The sequence below is a fragment of the Pseudonocardia lutea genome, assembly GCF_042658055.1.
Taxonomy (GTDB): domain Bacteria; phylum Actinomycetota; class Actinomycetes; order Mycobacteriales; family Pseudonocardiaceae; genus Pseudonocardia; species Pseudonocardia lutea.
The window spans coordinates 20,324-35,843 of sequence record NZ_JBHSQK010000059.1; the positions used below are offsets into that span (position 1 = coordinate 20,324).

Sequence of the window (15,520 nt, forward strand, 5' to 3'; positions counted from 1 at the left end):
TGGGACGATGACGGCATGGCCTCGCCGATCGACCTGTCCCCGGAGGAGCACGCGCGCCCCGGCGCCGTCACCGACCCGCGCGAGGTGCTGCACCTCGGCGGGGCGCCGTTGCCGCTGACCGTCCCGGCGCGCCTCTACGTCTGCGGGATCACCCCCTACGACGTGACGCACCTCGGGCACGCCGCCACCTTCGTCTGGGCCGACACGGCCGCCCGGGTGATCCGGATGACCGGCGTCGAGACGGTGGTGAGCCGCAACGTCACGGACGTCGACGACGTCCTCACCCGGGTCGCGGCCGAGCGCGGACGCGCCTTCGACGAGTTCGGGCTGACCCAGGAGTACTACGTCGAGCGGGACATGGCGGCCCTGCACGTGCGCCCGCCGACGCACTCGCCGCACGCGCGGCACCACGTCGCGCACGTGGTCCGCCTGGCGATCGCGCTGCTCGCGGCCGGGGCGGCCTACGAGCGGGAGGGGTTCGTCTACTTCCGTGGCGCCGCCGTCGCCGCCGGGCTCGACCGCGAGGAGGCGCTCGCGCTGCTGGCCGAGAACGGCGACGACCCGGGGGACCCGGGCCGGGACGACCCGTTCGACGTCCCGGTGTGGCGGCCGTCGGGGGAGGGCGACCCGGCCTGGCCGAGCCCCTGGGGCCCAGGGCGCCCGGGCTGGCACGCCGAGTGCGCGGCGATGGCGCTGGCCACCCTCGGCGGTGTGGTCGACGTCCTCGCCGGCGGGTCGGACCTGGCCTTCCCGCACCACGCCTACCAGGTCGCGATGGCCTCGGCCGCGACGGGCAGCGCCCCGTTCGCCCGCCGCGAGCTGCGGGCGGGGACCGTCGGGATCGACGGCGCCAAGATGGCCAAGTCGGCCGGGAACCTCGTGCTGGTCGCGGACCTGCTGCGCGAGGCCCCCGGGCCGGCGGTGCGGCTGATGCTCCTCGACCGCGTGTGGTCGCAGCCGTGGGACTACCGCCCAGGGGCGCTCGACGAGGCGGCCACGCTGCTCGAGCAGCTGTACGTGGCGGCCGGGCGGCGGGGTGGCTCGTCCGCCGCGGTCGCGGAGGTGCGGGCCGCGCTGCTCGACGACCTCGACGCGCCGCAGGCGCTGCGCACCGCCGTCGAGGCGGGCGGCGACGCCGCCCGCCAGGTGCTGCGCACGCTCGCCCTGCAGTAGCGGGTCGGTAGCGGGGTCAGTCCACCTCCACCACGGGGAGGTGGTGCACCGGGAAGTCGACCGAGTTGGCGATGAAGCAGGTCTCGGACGCCTCGTGGTGCAGGGCCTCGGCCTTGTGCCGCATCGCCTCCTCGGCGACCCGCACCCGCGGGCGCAGCACGACCTCGGTGAAGTTGCCGCCGTACGTCGTCGACTCCTCCATGGTCCCCTCGGCGGCGTCCGTGTACCCGGTGACCACCACCCCGTGGCGCGCGCACAGCGCCAGGTAGCTCAGCATGTGGCACTGCGCCAGGGCGGCGACGAGCAGCTCCTCGGGGTTCCACCGCGCCGGGTCGCCGCGGAAGGCGGGGTCGGCGCTCCCGGCCAGCACCGGCTTGCCCTCGGCGACGACGTCGTGGGCTCGCGAGTAGGACCGGTAGTCCGAGGTCCCGGTGCCTTCGTCGCCCGTCCACCGCACGGTGACCGCGTAGCCGTGCGTTCGCCCCATCGCTGGTCTCCTCCCGTCGGTGCACGGCACGGTAGGCCGCCCCGAACGGGCTTGTCACCCGATTCGGGTGATGCCCGCGTGCGGCGGCGACGGGATCCTGCACGGCCGGCTCGACCCACGCCCAGGAGCCCGTCATGGCCGCACCCGTCGTGCACGACGTCCGCCCGTACCCGATCGCCGACGAGACGTTCCTGATCAGCTGGGGGATCGACGCACCGCCGGTCGGCCATTTCCCGGTCAACTCCCTGGTCATCCGGGGTCGGGAGCCGACGATCGTCGACACCGGCGCGCCCCTGGTGCGCGGCGAGTGGCTCGACGCGATCTTCTCCGTGGTCGAGCCGGCGGACGTCCGGTGGATCTTCCTGTCGCACGACGACCGCGATCACGCCGGGAACCTGCTGGCCCTGCTCGACGCCTGCCCGCGCGCCACACTGCTCACCACGTGGTTCGCGATCGGTCGCATGGCCGAGGAGTGGACGACGCCGATGGACCGCTGCCGGTTCGTCAACGACCAGGAGCCGGTGGACATCGGCGACCGGGTGCTGGTCTCGGTCCGGCCGCCGGTCTTCGACAACCCGACCACGCGGGGCGCGTACGACCCCACCACGCAGGTGTACTGGTCCGTCGACACGTTCGCGACGAACACCCCGCACCCGATACTGGAGTCCGACCAGCTCGGCGACGGTGACTTCCGCGACGGGCAGCTGCTCGGCGGCCGTCTGGTGGCGCCCTGGCACCGCTACCTCGACCAGAGCAAGTGGGACCGGTGCGTCGCAGCGGTGCAGGACCTGGGCGTCGCGGTGGTGGCCGGCTGCCACACCCCGGTGATCCGCGGCCCGCGGGTCGCCGAGGCCTTCGAGCTGACCCGTCGGCTGCCGGCCGTGGAGCCGTGGCGGGAGTTCGACCAGCACGACCTGGACGGGTGGATGGCCGAGGCCGGCGCGCTGGCCGAGCCGGGTGCCCCCGCGGGCCCGTGAGGGGCCGGAACGCTCTTGACCCGTGGCGCGGGCGTCCGGTTGGCTGGGCCCGTGCCGCCGCGGCGGCACCCGAGCGCCGAGGGGACTGATCGACGTGAGCACTCGCTCCGCAGGGACCGCCTGACCCTCACCCTCTCCGGCACGCGCCGTGGGGCGATCCCGCGCCTGCCGTGACCCGCGCCTTCCGCCGGCTCCGGCCGGCGCGCCGTCGTGCCCGTATCCGGGCGACGGCGCCCTCGCCCTCCCGCCGCGTCGCGGCGGAGCCCCGCCGCGCACACGGCCCACGCCCGTCATGAAGGAGAACCATGCCCACGGTCGGCCTCGACCACACGATCGTCCTCGCCCGCGACAACCGGGCCTCCGCCGAGTTCCTCGCCGGTCTGCTCGGCCTGGAGGTCGGCGAGCCCTGGGGGCCGTTCGTGCCCCTGCGGCTGAGCAACGGAGTGACGCTCGACTACGTCAGCGTCGACCACGACATCCCGCTCCAGCACCTCGCGTTCCTGGTGCCCGAGGAGGACTTCGACGCCGTCCTCGACCGGATCCGCGCCGCCGGCCTCGAGCACTTCGCCGACCCCCGCATGACCCAGCCGGGGATCAACCACAACCACGGCGGGCGGGGCGTGTACTTCCTGGACCCGGCCGGGCACGGCATGGAGGTGCTCACAGCGCCCTACGGCACCACCGGGGCCTGACAACGCCGGCGCCCCCTGTCACCAGGGGGCCTCTGGAGTGAGGGGCGATCACCGCCCGAGGCGCGCCCCGCCGACGGTCTCGTCGCGCGGTGGGTCGCTCGCTGACAACTGCTCCCGCTGACTACCTCTAGGCCGGCGGGGCCCGGAGCCGTTCGAGTGGCGCGGGCTCCGGGTCGTGGCGGTTGACCGGAACAGCGCGCCGGGAACGAGGACGAACTCCCGTCCATGGCTCGTTCTGCGTCAGGACGACTCGCTTGGTTCAGTGAAACTGCGCACGCATTCGGTGCTGCGCAGGTGCGCGCCGGCGCAGTACAGGGTTCGGCTAGCGATGCAGCAAAGTCTGCTTCAAAAGTGCGCCATCTCTTTGTCTGCCGTCGAGGGATGATCTCCTAGGACTACGTGGCGAACCTCCGCAATTACGTATCCGACCCCCGTAACGTACGTGATGATTTCGAGAGGATCCGCGTGGTGTTGCAGGGTGAAGTAGGGGGCGACACCTCATTGCGTTCCGTGCGCTTCCCGGCCATCATTTCTCTCGCCGACTCCGGCGGACGCCGGTTCGGACCGGGAGGGGAGTCGAGGAAGCAGCAGTCACTGCTTCGTTCGGGGGCGTTCGTATTCTCCTTGGCCTGTCAGTAATTCGGGATCACACCTCCGGGAGGACCCATGTTCGAGGACCTGCACGTCGAGCTGCTGCCCGAGCGGACCGTGATGTCCGTTCCAATGGGCTACGGCCGCGGCGGCAAGAAGAAGAGCGGCAACAACATTGCCGCGAACGTTAATTTCCAACACGGCCTGGTTAACCAGAGCAACCAGATCGCGGCCGCGGGCTCCAACGTGAACGCCGTCCAGACCAACGTGTCCGTCATCAACTTCCACCCGAAGTACTGACGGCTGGGTATTCATCGAATGCACGGGAAGGGGTGGCGGAATGCCGCCCCTTCCCCTGCTGTTGTATGGGAGGGGTGCTGGTGAGTGAGAACGGAGTGCTCATGCCTCCTGCCGGAGAATCCCGCTGCCATCACCTCGCCGAGGGCACGGAGCTGATCGGTGAGTACCAGGCCTCGGGGTACCAGGAGCCGAAGTACCTCATCCGCCGGGCGGACGGGCAGGTCATGCAGCTGCCGGCCCTTCTCTATCGGCTAACCGAATCGCTCGACGGGACCCGTGACTGCCAGCAGCTGGCTTCCGACCTGAACGAGCAGTTGGGTACGGACCTCATCGCCGAGCAGGTGTCCTTCCTCGTCGAGGAACGGCTACGGCCTGTCGGCCTCGTGGCTCCCGACAAGACAACCCAAACAGGGGAGAACTCGCCCGCGCCGGTCCGCTCAGATCCCCTTCTGGCGCTGCGCTACCGCGTCGGCGTCGTCCCCGCGAGCGCGGTGTGGCGCGTCGCGGGCGTCCTGAACTTCTTCTTCCGGCGACCGATATGGGTCACGGCTCTGGTCGCGTTCGCCGCGCTCGATCTGCTGGTCGTCCTCCGGGGCAGCCTGCTGGAGCAGGTCGTGGCCGGCGTGGAACAGTTGATCGACCAGCCGGTCCTGACGCTCGCGATCATCGGCCTGACCATCGTCAGCGCCGCATACCACGAGTGCGGCCACGCCGCCGCCTGCCGCTACGGCGGTGCCCGGCCGGGAACGATGGGCATCGGCCTCTACATCGTCTGGCCCGCCTTCTACACCAACGTCACCGATGCCTATCGCCTCGACCGCGTCGGGAGGCTCCGCACGGACCTCGGCGGTGTCTACTTCAACGTCGTCTTCATGACGGGTCTGGCGCTGTTGTACCTGGACACCGGCCAGCCGTGGCTGCTCCTGGCCCTCATCGGCCTGCACACCGAGACCGCCTGGCAGTTCCTGCCCTCGATCCGGCTCGACGGCTACTACATCCTCGCCGATCTGATCGGCGTGCCGGACCTCTTCGCCTACATCGGGCCCGTGCTGAAGGGCCTGTTGCCGAGCCGGCCCACCGACCCGCGGGTGCGAGAGCTCAAGCTCTGGTCGCGCCGGATCATCGTGCTGTGGGTCGTGCTGGTCGTTCCGACCCTGCTCCTCTACCTCGTCGCGTTCCTCCTTGTCGCGCCCCGGGTGCTCCCCCTGGCGTGGCAGGCGGTGCTCGAGTACCTGCGAGAGATCGACGCGACGATCCGGGCCGGCGACGTGGTGACGGCCACGCTGAGCGTGTTCCAGCTGTTCCTGCTGGTCCTGCCCTGGGTCGGCAGCATCCTGATCACCGGGATGATCGCCCGACGGCTGGGCCCGTGGGCGGTCCGCCGCTGGGGGCGAGGCCGGGTCCGACCAGGCACCTGGACCGTCGTCCGCCGGTACGCGGCCCTCGCCGGGGTCGGAGTCGTGGCCGTCGCCCTGGTGGCGCGTGTCGCGCAGGTCGCCACGACGCTCCCCGGCTCGCCAACCGAGACGCGGCTGAGCGACAGCGCCTTCGCCGCGCTGCGGCTCGGCCTGTCGCAGGCTCCCGAGGTCGCCGCGGGCGCTCTCGCCGCGCGCCAACAGGTCTCCGGCTACACCGGGTTGACCGGGGCCTACGCGCGGCACGCCTCTGTGCTCACCGGCAGTCGCGAGCTGGCCGTGGTGGCGTGCACCGCGATCGTCGCCTGCCTGCTGGTGCTCGCGGTGCGGTGGCGGGTGCGCCCGCTCGCCGTGGCCCTGCCGGTCGTGGCCGCGGCGGCGATGGGTCCGGCGGTGGGCGCTCTCGCCACCGTCGGTCCCGGGGTCGTGGGGGCCGCGTGGCTGGCAGTCGGCGTGGTCGTCCTCGCCTACGCCGGTCGCAGCCGGGCGCTGCGGGTCCTCGCCGGCCTCCTGGTCGTGGCCGCCGTCGTCACCGATCCGCTGCTCGCCGTGCCGCTGGCCGTCGGCGTCATCGCCCTGGCTGTGCAGCGGCGGGCGTGGCGGGGGCGGGCTCCGTGGTGTGCGCTGGCGGCCGTCCTGCTGCTCGCCCTCGCGGGGCTGGGCGTGGCGCTCGCGGGGAAGGCCGCCGCCGAGGGCGGCTCCCCCGATGGCCCCGAACGTGAGGTGCTGTTGCTCGTCGGCGCGCTGGTGGTGGTCGGCGGCCTGGCGGTACGACGGGTCCGACCCGCCGCCGCGGTGGCCGGCTCGGTGGTTCTGCTTGCCGCGGTGCCGTGGTCCGGGGCCGAGGGCGCGCTGCCACTGGTGGTGGTCGCGAGCGTGATCCTGGGCGTTCTGCTGATCGGCACGCTGGGCCAGGGGCCGGTCGAGGCCCGACCTCATCCGCTCCTGCGCGCCGCGCTGGCCGTCCCCGCTGTTCTGATGACCGCCGTAGGCGCGCTTTTCCTGCCCGTGCCCGCTCCCGCGGTCCCTCACGAGGAGCTGGCGAGGTGGATCACCGCGCCGGCGTCTCCGGCCACCTCTGTCGTCGTGCCGGCCGGGCTGTGGGCGGACCTGCTGCGCGACGGCGTGCCGGCCGATCGGCTGAGCGCTGCGGGTTCGGCCCCTCACGTCTTACCGGTGTGGACCGTCGTCGCCGGAGACCCGGGCCTGCAGGCCGAGCGGGTGGCGGCGCGGTTCGGGACCGGGTCCGGGTCCGGGTCGTTGACCGTGCTGGCACCGGCACCGTCGCCGCCGGATCGGGGCGCAGCGACTCCGGTTCCGCCACCGAAGGACACGGAGATCGCAGCGCCCGCGCCCCTCCCGGTCGCCGCCCCCTCGAGCGCGCCGGAGCCAAGCCGACAGCCCGCCGCCCCGAGCAGGCAGGCCGTCGCCCCGACCCGGCCGGCCGGCGCCGCCCCGAGCCGGCAGGCCGTCACGCCGAGCCGGCAGGCCGCCTACCCCTCGCGAGCCTCCGGAGAGAGGGCAGGCGCAGCCGGCACCTCGACACCGCGAACCGCGGCGCCCGCGTCTCCCGGCAGCGACGCGGGTGCCCGCGACGTCCGGACGCCGGCGAGCGCCGCACCGACGCCGGCGCCTTCCAGGACGCACGAGCCGACCGGCGCGACGACGAACACCCCTCCACCCGACCGATCGCACGAGGAGCAACAGACGGGGGCGTGTGCCTCCGACACCAAGGAGTCGACGCGGACCGACGAGGCCCCGCGTCCGTCCCGGCGGTGAGACTCGGAGCGGGGACGCCCACGGCGCTCGAGGAGCTGATGATGCGGAAGGTCGGCTACCGGCTGCTCGCCGGGCAGGTCGTCCTCATCGCACTGGTCGCCTCCGGGTGCTCGGCAACCGAGTCCCCGCGACGCACATCCCCCACCCCCACGGAAGGCAGCACAGTGGCCGTACACAGCACGTCCAGCGTCAGCATCTCGGGAGGATCGGCGGCCTCCGTCGTCACGACGACCAACGGGTCGGGGACCGTGGTCGTCGTCGTCGACGGCAAGGAGTGTCGGGTCGACGTTCGGGATGCCGTGGCCGTGAGGACGGTGAGCAGCAACGGCAAGGCGTACGTCGAGATCACCGACTCGAAGGGCGTCACCAGGCGGGTGGACTGCCCGTAGCCGCTGTCGGACGGGCGTGGCGAGGACCCGAACGACGGCGTAGTCGGTGCACGGGTGTCCGGGACGCCCGGTGCTTCTCCGTGCCTTGCCGGCGCTCACGGCGCCCTACGCACCACCGGGGCCTGAGAACGCCAGAGGGCCCCCTGTCAGCAGGGGGCCCTCTCGGGTGGTGGGCGATACTGGGATTGAACCAGTGACCTCTTCCGTGTCAAGGAAGCGCTCTCCCACTGAGCTAATCGCCCGAGGCGGAGGCGGGAATCGAACCCGCGTACAGGGCTTTGCAGGCCCTTGCCTAAGCCACTCGGCCACTCCGCCCGAAGTCCCCCGGATGGCTTCACGGGGATCGGACCTGGAGGCCCAGGCATGAACACGTGGTTTCCTCCGAGCGGACGACGGGACTCGAACCCGCGACCCTCACCTTGGCAAGGTGATGCGCTACCAGCTGCGCTACGTCCGCATGCACTCGGTTTCCCGGTGCTGTCGGGGCTGCTCGCTCCGACGTGAAGAACATTAGCGCAGGGCTCCCGGGGGCTCCACACCCACCCCCCTCTTTCCCTGCGCCGACCCGCTGACCTGCACGAACGGGCCGCAGGGAGTGCTGCGGCCCGGCGCGGCCGGCTCAGTCGCGGGCGCCCTCACCGGCGTTGGGGGCGAGGAGCTGGTCCAGGGCGGCGTCGAAGTCGAGCCAGGAGTACTCCGTCGCCGGCGGCACGAGCTCGAAGGTGCGGTCGAGGAACGCGGCCAGCGTCGTGGCGCACGTGGTGAACACCGCGTGCCCGGAGGGGGAGGCCAGCTCGACCTCGATCCGGGTGGGCTCGTGGGCGACCGGCTGCACCCGGACGTCGCCGGTCCCGGCCGGTCCGAGCAGGCCGTCGGCCAGCAGGTCGCGGGCGAACACCCAGTCGACCGGGCTGCCCTGGCCGGTCCGGAACGACGCCTGGACCGCGTACGGGTCCCGGCTGGAGTACGAGAGCTCGACCCGCACCGGGACCGGCGCCGAGTCCGGGGTGATGAGCTCGAACGTCGCCGGTTCGCGGATGATCGTGGGCTCGTCGCGCATCCTTGGTCCTCTTCCTCGTGCCGCGTGGTCCTTCGTGCGGAAGAACGAGCGGATCGCCGAGATGTGACGGGTCGGGGGACGTCTTCCGGGGGTCGGATCGCCCGCTTTCACACGGACGGGTTAGTGGGGTTCCCGTGTCGGGTGTGCCCCACCTGCGAGGACGGGTGATCGCCCGGTCGGCTGTGATCCACGTTTCACGACAGGATGTCGGTGATCCGGCCGGCGCCGGCGTCGGACACGAGGTTGTGAGGGACGCGTTGGTGGCCGGTGCCGCGGACTCCAGGAGGTGTTCCTCACGCTGTGGCGTGGCCCAGCGCGACGCCGAGGCCGCCGCGCGCAGAACATGGTCGCCGTGATCCAGCTGCTGGCCGAGCCGGGGACCACTCACGCCTGCCTGGCTCCCACAGAGGGCGGGTCGCTGGTCGCGGCGGTCCGCACGGCGCCGAGCGGATGGTCGTGCCCGTCGCCCTGCCGACCAACCGCGAGGACCGGGTCACGTCTTGTGGGTTTGCCGGCGGACGGAACCCCGGCCCCGCTCGGCACGTTCGACGTGCGAGGGGACAGCGCCGGCGCGCAGTCGGTAGGGTCGGCGACCGGCGCGGCCGGTTATGCGCAGTTCGCGATCTCGATCGAACCCGGTCGAGTCGCACCGGCGGCGCCGTCCCGGGTGGTGGCGAGCGGGCGGGTGGAGAGCTGAGCAGCACCGAGCAGACCTCGCGCGGCGAGGAGGGGCACGAGCGCGGCCGGTTCGACGGGCTCAAGGACCGGCTGCGGCGCTTCCGCGCGCGCATCGACGAGCGCCCGACCGCCCGGCGCACCTACCGGATCGCCATCGGGGTGCTCGGCACCCTCGTGCTCGCGGGCGGGATCGTCGCGATCCCGTACCCGGGCCCGGGCTGGGCGATCGTGTTCGTGGGGCTCGCGATCCTGGCGTCCGAGTTCGCCTGGGCGAAGCGGGTCCTGACCTTCGCCCGCGGCAAGTACGACGCCTGGACCGACTGGCTCGGCCGGCAGAACCTCTTCGTGAAGCTCCTCGTCCTCACCGCGACCGGGCTGATCGTCGTCGCCACGCTGTGGCTGCTGAACGCCTTCTGGCTGGTGGCGGGGTGGGTCGGGCTGCAGGAGTGGACCTGGTTGCAGAGCCCGATCCTCGGGTGATGTAGGGTTCCTCCCGTGACGGCGGGCGATTAGCTCAGGGGGAGAGCGCTTCGTTCACACCGAAGAGGTCACTGGTTCGATCCCAGTATCGCCCACCAGCCGAAGGCCCTGGTCAAGGCTCCGAAACGGAGTCCCAGACCAGGGCCTTCGGCGTTTCCGGGGCCGGAAAGGCATCAGAAAGGCATCACGCTCGACAGTGCCGCTGAGCCGTCGTCGTCCGGGTCGTCGTCAGCGTCGTCGCGTGGGGTGTCGTCGAGGGCCCGGAGGATGCGGTCGGCATTGCTGGTCCGGCGCGTGGAGAGGTCGAGGGTCGTCGAGGACCGTTCGTGCCCCATGACCCGCTGCAGAGCCCCTGTCCGGTTCGCAGGGCAGGGTCTCTGACTTGCTCCCGACTCTGCGGGCAGGTCGAGCCGCTCCGCGGTCTCCGCCCGTAGCGTCGTCCGTCGGAGGACCAGGAGGGCGCAGGGCCGGATCGAGGCGGTGTCATCGACCTTGGGTCGCTGTAGCTTGAGGAGCTATGGCGCTGCCGCCGACCGGCTCGGGGAGCGCCGCGCAGGACGTGGAGCGGCGCGGCGTCGAGGTCGTCGCGCTGGTGACGTCGGCGGGCGGCTTGGAGGCGGTGTCGGCCGTCCTTCGCGTGCTCCCCGGTGACTTCCCCGCGGCCGTCGTCCTCACCCAGCACCTCGGGGGGCAAGGGAGCGTGCTCGTCGACATCCTCGCGCGCCGGATCGCCCTCCCGGTCGGGTGGGCGCGCGAGGGCCGGCGGATCGAGCCGGGGACGGTGACGGTGTGCCCACCGCGGTCGGTGCTCGAGATCCTGCCCGATCGCACGTGTGCGGTGCGCCCCGGCGAGAGCGTGACGCTGGACCGTCCGCTCGACGCGCTGCTGACGTCGGTCGGTGACAGCTTCGGCGCTGCCGCGCTCGCGGTGGTGCTGACCGGGATGGGCAGTGACGGGGCCGCGGGCGCCGCCGCCGTGCGCGCAGCCGGTGGGCGAGTCATCGCGCAGAGCCAGGACACCGCCGAGCAGCCGTCGATGCCCGCCGCCGCGGTGGCCGCGGCCGCCGTGGACCTGGTGCTGCCGTTGCACGAGATCGGGGCGACGATCGTCAACGTCGTGGCCGGTCGGCCGCTGCCCGTGCCCGGAGAGGAGGCGAGGGCGATCCGGCGCACCTTCGGCGAGGACGGCGAGATCGCCCGGCTCGCACGCGGGATCGACTGGGCGGGCACGCCGCTCGGCGCCGTCAGCACCTGGCCGGAGGCGCAGCGTGCGGTCACCCAGCTCGCGATGGCGTCCCCGCACGCCGTGGGCCTGCACCTCGGCAGCGAGCCGATCACGATCTTCAACGAGGCTGCCATCCCGTCGATGGCCGGAGAATACGAGCGCGTCTTCGCCCTGGCCGCCGGCGAGGCCTATCCGGAGGCGGCCGGCTACCTCCTGTCCACGATCGCGCAGGCCCGGGACGGCCGGCGCGTGCACCACGAGAGGCAGAAGGTGCCCTACGTCCAGGGCGGGCGCCTGCGCGACGGGTGGTTCGACATCTCATGGGTCGCGATCCGCGCGGGCGACGGCACGGTCCTCGGCGTCCAGCAGACGTTTCGCGAGCGGACGGAGGAGGTGCTCGGCCGACGCCGGCTGCAGACGCTCAACGAGCTGGCCCTCCTGCCCACGGCACGCGGCCGCAACGAGGCCCTCGAGGCGGCGGTCGGCGTCCTGTCGAGCGCGGAGGACGTGCCGTTCGTGGCGGCCTACCTGCTGGATGCGACGCGCGCGGAGGCCTACCTGGTGGCGGTGAGCGGCGCCGAGGCGGGAAGCGCGATGGCGCCGCGGCGGCTGCGGCTCGCGCCGGGGGCGGCATGGCCGCTGACCCGCGTCGTGGAGGAGGGGTCGGAGGTCCTCCTCGACGACGTCGCCGCGCGCTTCCGGGGGCAGCGCGTCACGGACGAGCGCCTGTCCCTGGAGCAGGCCGTCCTGCACCCGCTGCGCGACCAGGGGGCCGACGGCGGGGTCGTCGGCGTGGTGATCCTCGGCGTCCTCCCGACCGTGCCGCTGGACGACGGCTACCGCGGCTTCCTGACCCTGGTCGGCGAGAGCGTGGGCGCCAAGGTGCACGAGGCGCATGCCCGGCAGCGGGAGCGCGATCGCCTGCAGCGCCTGGCGGATCTGGATCGGGCCAAGACGGAGTTCTTCTCGAACGTCTCGCACGAGTTCCGCACACCGTTGACGCTGATGCTCGGCCCGCTGGAGGAACTCGACCGGGACGGCCTCACGCCGGAGCAGCGAGCCGACGTCGAGCTGGTGCGCCGCAACGCGCATCGCCTGCAGCGGCTGGTCGGGACGATGCTGGACTTCTCCCAGATCGAGGCGGGGCGCCTGCGGGCGACGTTCGCGCCGGTGGACCTCGCCGAGCGCACCCGCGAGATCGTGGCCCAGTTCGAGAGCACCGCCCGCCGCGTCGGGATCGGCCTCGAGGTCGACCTGGAGCAGCTGACCGAGCCGGTGTGGGTGGACGTCGAGATGTGGGAGAAGATCGTCTCCAACCTGCTCTCGAACGCGCTGAAGTTCACGTTCGACGGCGGCATCACCGTGACGTTGCGAGCCCTGCCGAAGCACGCCGAACTCGTCGTCCGGGACACCGGGGTGGGCATTCCCGAGGAGGAGTTGCCGCACGTCTTCAAGCGCTTCCACCGGGTACGGGGCACGCGTGCGCGGACGCACGAGGGGGCGGGGATCGGGCTCGCCCTGGTCGACGAGCTGGTGCGCCGTCATCACGGGCGCGTCCGGGTCGCCGGCACCGAGGGCGAGGGGACCGCGTTCACCGTCTGGATCCCCTCGGGGAGGCGCCACGAATCGGCGGACACGGCGCCACCGACATCGGCACCGTTGCAGGTCGCGGCGGCGATGGCGGAGGAGGCCTCGCGCTGGGGTGATGCACCCGAGGCGGAGCTGTTCGCAGCCGACGACGCGACGGTCCGCCGGGCGCTCGGCGGGTATGCGCCCGCGGCGCGCGTCCTGGTCGTCGACGACAGCCAGGACATGCGTGACTACCTGGCACGTCTGTTGGCGCCGCACTGGGAGCTGGAGACGGCGGCGGACGGGGCGCAGGCCCTGGCGCTCGCGCGCCGCGGGCCGCCGGATCTCGTCCTCGCCGACGTGATGATGCCGGGCATGGACGGGTTCGCGCTGCTCCGGGAGCTGCGCGCGGACGAGGTGCTGAGGTCGGTCCCGGTCGTGCTCGTCACCGCCCGCGCGGCGGAGGAGGACGCCATCGAGGGGCTCCTGGCAGGTGCCGACGACTACATCGTCAAGCCCTTCTCGGCGCGCGAGCTCGTCGCCCGGGTCGGCGGCCAGCTCGAGCTGGCCCGCACGCGCAGGCGGAACGAGGAGCTGAACGCCTTCCTGGTGAGGTTCTCCGACGCCGTGCGCGACCTCGTGGACCCGGCTGAGGTCGCCACCACCGCCTGCCGGATGGTCCGCGACCAGCTGGGCGTGGACCGCGCCTACTGGAGCGAGGTCGACTGGGACAGCGGGGACTGGGTCACGGTCGGCGAGTCCGACGCCCCGACGGCGTCCTCGATCGCGGGCCGTTACCCCATGGCGCAGTGGCAGCCGGGGACGTCGTGGCTGCTCGACGGACGGGCGAACGTGGTCGACGACGTCCAGGCGGACCCCCGGCTGCGGGCGTCCGTGAAGGAGACGTGCGCGCGGCTCGGGATGGCCGCCAACCTCGCCGTCCCCGTCCTGGCCACGGGCACGCTGCGCTGCGTCCTCGCGGTCGACCACGGCCGGCCTCGCCGCTGGTCACCGGACGAGATCGCCCTGATGGACGGGGTCGCAGTCCGCTGCTGGGGCGAGGTCGAGCGTGCCCGCGCCGAGTCCGCGCTGCGCGAGAGCGAGAGGCGGCAGGCGTTCCTGCTGAAACTCAGTGACACGATGCGGCCGCTGAGCGATCCGGTCGAGATCCAGAAGGCCGCCTGCTGCGTCCTGGGCGAGCACCAGGGCGTGGAGTGGGTGCAGTACGGGACGCTCGACCTCGAACGGCAGGTGATCGTCGTGCAGGAGTACTACCGGGGCGAGCTGCGCGACCAGCTGCCGAGCATGGCGGGAGAGTGGGACCTGAACGTCTTCCGGGTGCACGCCGAGGCTTGGCTGGCCGGTAGGTCGCTCGTCATCGAGGACTCGGCCACCGACCCCGCGCTGAGCGACGACGAGCGGGCGGGCATGTTGTCGGTCTCGTCCCGTTCCCTCGTGTCGACCCCCCTGTTCAAGGAGGGCGCGCCCGTCGCGGTCATGGCGACGATCAGCCCGGTCCCACGTCGGTGGAGTCCGCAGGATGTCGCGCTACTGGAGGAGACCGCGGACCGCACCTGGGAGGCTGTCGAGCGTGCCCGTGCCGAGGCAGCGGTGCGTGCCAGCGAGGAATGGCAGAGGTTCCTCCTGAGCCTCGACGACGCGCTCCGGCCGCTCACGACGGCGTCCGACATCATGTCGGTCGCGGCGAGGCTCGTCGGCGAGCAGCTCGACGTCGACCGGGCGTTCTACGCCGAGATCGCCGGCGACGACTGGATCGTGGGCGAGGGGTTCGTGGACGGCGTCGAGCCGCTCACTGCCGGCAGGTACGCGGCGACGGAGTACGGCCGGTGGACGATGGACACGCTGCGGCAGGGGGCCGTGGCCGCGATCGAGGACACCGGCGGCGATCCCCGCCTGACGCCGTCCGAACGTGCCGCACTCCGGGGCATCGACGTCGGCGCCGTGCTCGGGATCCCGCTCGTCCGTGACGGCCGCATCGTGGCCGTGCTGAGCACGCACAGCCGTAGACCGCGTCAGTGGACCGAGTCCGACATCGGGTTGGTGCGCGAGGCGGCTGCACGGACCTGGCCGTGGGTCGAGCGAGCGCGGGTCCAGGTCGCGCTGCAGGAGAGCGAGGCGAAGTACAGGTCGCTCCTCGAGTCCGTCGACGAGGGCTTCTGCATCATCGAGATCGTCGAGGATGACGGGGGGACCCCGGTCGACTATCGCTTCCTGGAGGTCAACGGGGCGTTCCAGCACCAGACGGGATTGGCCGACGTCACCGGCAAGCCGGGAAGCGAGGTCGATCCGGGCAACGAGCACCGCTGGATCGACACCTACGGCAGCGTGGCCCGAACGGGGGAGGCGACACGCTTCGAAAGCCACCACGACAACACCGGACGCTGGTACGACGTCTATGCAACCCGGGTGAACGACGCCGACAGCCGTCAGGTCGCCATCGTCTTCCGGGACATCACAGAGCTGAAGGAACGCGAGGAGCGGCAGCCGGTCCCCGGCCACCCAGCACTTTCCCTGACCGCTCAGCCGGACTGACGCGGGAAGATCCCGGGCCTGGCTCGAGGCGACCATGCGCAACTGGGTCTGACCCGGGCGAGAGCGCGGGGCTGCGCCGGCGCGCCTCGGCGCCAGGTCGCGCTCGACCAGGAGCCGCCCGCGGTCGAGCAGCTGCGGGTCGCCGGTGTGTC

The 15,520-nt window shown here is 72.4% G+C and carries 10 protein-coding genes and 4 tRNA genes; 9 read left to right on the top strand and 5 right to left on the bottom strand.

The window, feature by feature from the left end:
- The first annotated feature begins 15 nt into the window (after positions 1-15).
- On the top strand, positions 16-1,173 hold the full coding sequence (locus ACFQH9_RS21945) for a cysteine--tRNA ligase (RefSeq protein ID WP_379568416.1): 1,158 nt from the start codon (positions 16-18) through the stop codon (positions 1,171-1,173).
- Positions 1,174-1,189: 16 nt separating this feature from the next.
- Here the strand turns inward: ACFQH9_RS21945 and ACFQH9_RS21950 are convergent, their stop codons facing one another.
- Positions 1,190-1,660 carry an OsmC family protein gene (locus ACFQH9_RS21950; protein ID WP_379568418.1) on the bottom strand — a complete coding sequence of 157 codons (471 nt, stop codon included), beginning with the start codon at positions 1,658-1,660 and terminating at the stop codon, positions 1,190-1,192.
- Between the two features lie 134 nt (positions 1,661-1,794).
- Between ACFQH9_RS21950 and ACFQH9_RS21955 the strand changes: the two genes are divergently transcribed.
- The 5 genes from ACFQH9_RS21955 (at position 1,795) to ACFQH9_RS21975 (ending at position 7,803) form a co-directional block, all read left to right on the top strand.
- The gene (locus tag ACFQH9_RS21955) at positions 1,795-2,637 is read left to right on the top strand and encodes an oxygen-binding di-iron domain-containing protein (RefSeq protein WP_379568420.1); all 843 of its coding nucleotides are present in this window, start codon (positions 1,795-1,797) and stop codon (positions 2,635-2,637) included.
- 305 nt (positions 2,638-2,942) lie between these two features.
- Positions 2,943-3,329, top strand: a complete 387-nt coding sequence (locus tag ACFQH9_RS21960) for a VOC family protein (RefSeq protein WP_379568422.1) — start codon at positions 2,943-2,945, stop codon at positions 3,327-3,329.
- A 666-nt stretch (positions 3,330-3,995) separates the two neighbouring features.
- Positions 3,996-4,220 (top strand): hypothetical protein, encoded by a 225-nt coding sequence (locus ACFQH9_RS21965; RefSeq protein WP_379568424.1) that lies wholly within the window; start codon positions 3,996-3,998, stop codon positions 4,218-4,220.
- An 80-nt stretch (positions 4,221-4,300) separates the two neighbouring features.
- Positions 4,301-7,414 carry a zinc metalloprotease gene (locus ACFQH9_RS21970; protein WP_379568426.1) on the top strand — a complete coding sequence of 1,038 codons (3,114 nt, stop codon included), beginning with the start codon at positions 4,301-4,303 and terminating at the stop codon, positions 7,412-7,414.
- Positions 7,411-7,803, top strand: a complete 393-nt coding sequence (locus tag ACFQH9_RS21975; protein WP_379568428.1) for a hypothetical protein — start codon at positions 7,411-7,413, stop codon at positions 7,801-7,803. The genes ACFQH9_RS21970 and ACFQH9_RS21975 overlap by 4 nt, the downstream gene beginning before the upstream one ends.
- Before the next feature lie 167 nt (positions 7,804-7,970).
- On the opposite strand, the gene ACFQH9_RS21980 is transcribed toward ACFQH9_RS21975, so the two are convergent.
- The 4 genes from ACFQH9_RS21980 to ACFQH9_RS21995 form a co-directional block, all read right to left on the bottom strand.
- Positions 7,971-8,045 (bottom strand) — tRNA-Val (locus tag ACFQH9_RS21980).
- Position 8,046: 1 nt separating this feature from the next.
- A tRNA-Cys gene (locus ACFQH9_RS21985) sits at positions 8,047-8,118 on the bottom strand.
- A 69-nt stretch (positions 8,119-8,187) separates the two neighbouring features.
- A tRNA-Gly gene (locus ACFQH9_RS21990) sits at positions 8,188-8,260 on the bottom strand.
- Between the two features lie 162 nt (positions 8,261-8,422).
- Complete coding sequence (locus ACFQH9_RS21995) at positions 8,423-8,863, bottom strand: SsgA family sporulation/cell division regulator (RefSeq protein ID WP_345379366.1); 441 nt, start codon at positions 8,861-8,863, stop codon at positions 8,423-8,425.
- 450 nt (positions 8,864-9,313) lie between these two features.
- On the opposite strand from ACFQH9_RS21995, the gene ACFQH9_RS22000 reads away from it, so the two are divergent.
- The 3 genes from ACFQH9_RS22000 to ACFQH9_RS22010 all read left to right on the top strand — a co-directional run bounded on the left by ACFQH9_RS22000 (position 9,314) and on the right by ACFQH9_RS22010 (position 15,368).
- Positions 9,314-10,021: a TIGR02611 family protein gene (locus tag ACFQH9_RS22000; protein ID WP_379568430.1), complete on the top strand. Its 708-nt coding sequence runs from the start codon at positions 9,314-9,316 to the stop codon at positions 10,019-10,021.
- Positions 10,022-10,044: 23 nt separating this feature from the next.
- Positions 10,045-10,119: transfer RNA gene (locus ACFQH9_RS22005), tRNA-Val, on the top strand.
- Between the two features lie 419 nt (positions 10,120-10,538).
- A complete protein-coding gene (locus tag ACFQH9_RS22010) occupies positions 10,539-15,368 on the top strand; it encodes a chemotaxis protein CheB (protein WP_379568432.1) in 4,830 nt (1,609 codons plus the stop codon).
- Positions 15,369-15,520 lie beyond the last annotated feature (152 nt).

Excerpts from the sequence above, each read along its gene's own strand:
- ACFQH9_RS21960 (WP_379568422.1), top strand. The coding sequence starts at position 2,943 with ATGCCCACGGTCGGCCTCGACCACACGATCGTCCTCGCCCGCGACAAC.
- ACFQH9_RS21955 (WP_379568420.1), top strand. The coding sequence starts at position 1,795 with ATGGCCGCACCCGTCGTGCACGACGTCCGCCCGTACCCGATCGCCGAC.
- ACFQH9_RS21965 (WP_379568424.1), top strand. The coding sequence starts at position 3,996 with ATGTTCGAGGACCTGCACGTCGAGCTGCTGCCCGAGCGGACCGTGATG.
- ACFQH9_RS21950 (WP_379568418.1), bottom strand. The coding sequence starts at position 1,660 with ATGGGGCGAACGCACGGCTACGCGGTCACCGTGCGGTGGACGGGCGAC.
- ACFQH9_RS21945 (WP_379568416.1), top strand. The coding sequence starts at position 16 with ATGGCCTCGCCGATCGACCTGTCCCCGGAGGAGCACGCGCGCCCCGGC.
- ACFQH9_RS22010 (WP_379568432.1), top strand. The coding sequence starts at position 10,539 with ATGGCGCTGCCGCCGACCGGCTCGGGGAGCGCCGCGCAGGACGTGGAG.
- ACFQH9_RS22000 (WP_379568430.1), top strand. The coding sequence starts at position 9,314 with ATGGTCGTGCCCGTCGCCCTGCCGACCAACCGCGAGGACCGGGTCACG.
- ACFQH9_RS21995 (WP_345379366.1), bottom strand. The coding sequence starts at position 8,863 with ATGCGCGACGAGCCCACGATCATCCGCGAACCGGCGACGTTCGAGCTC.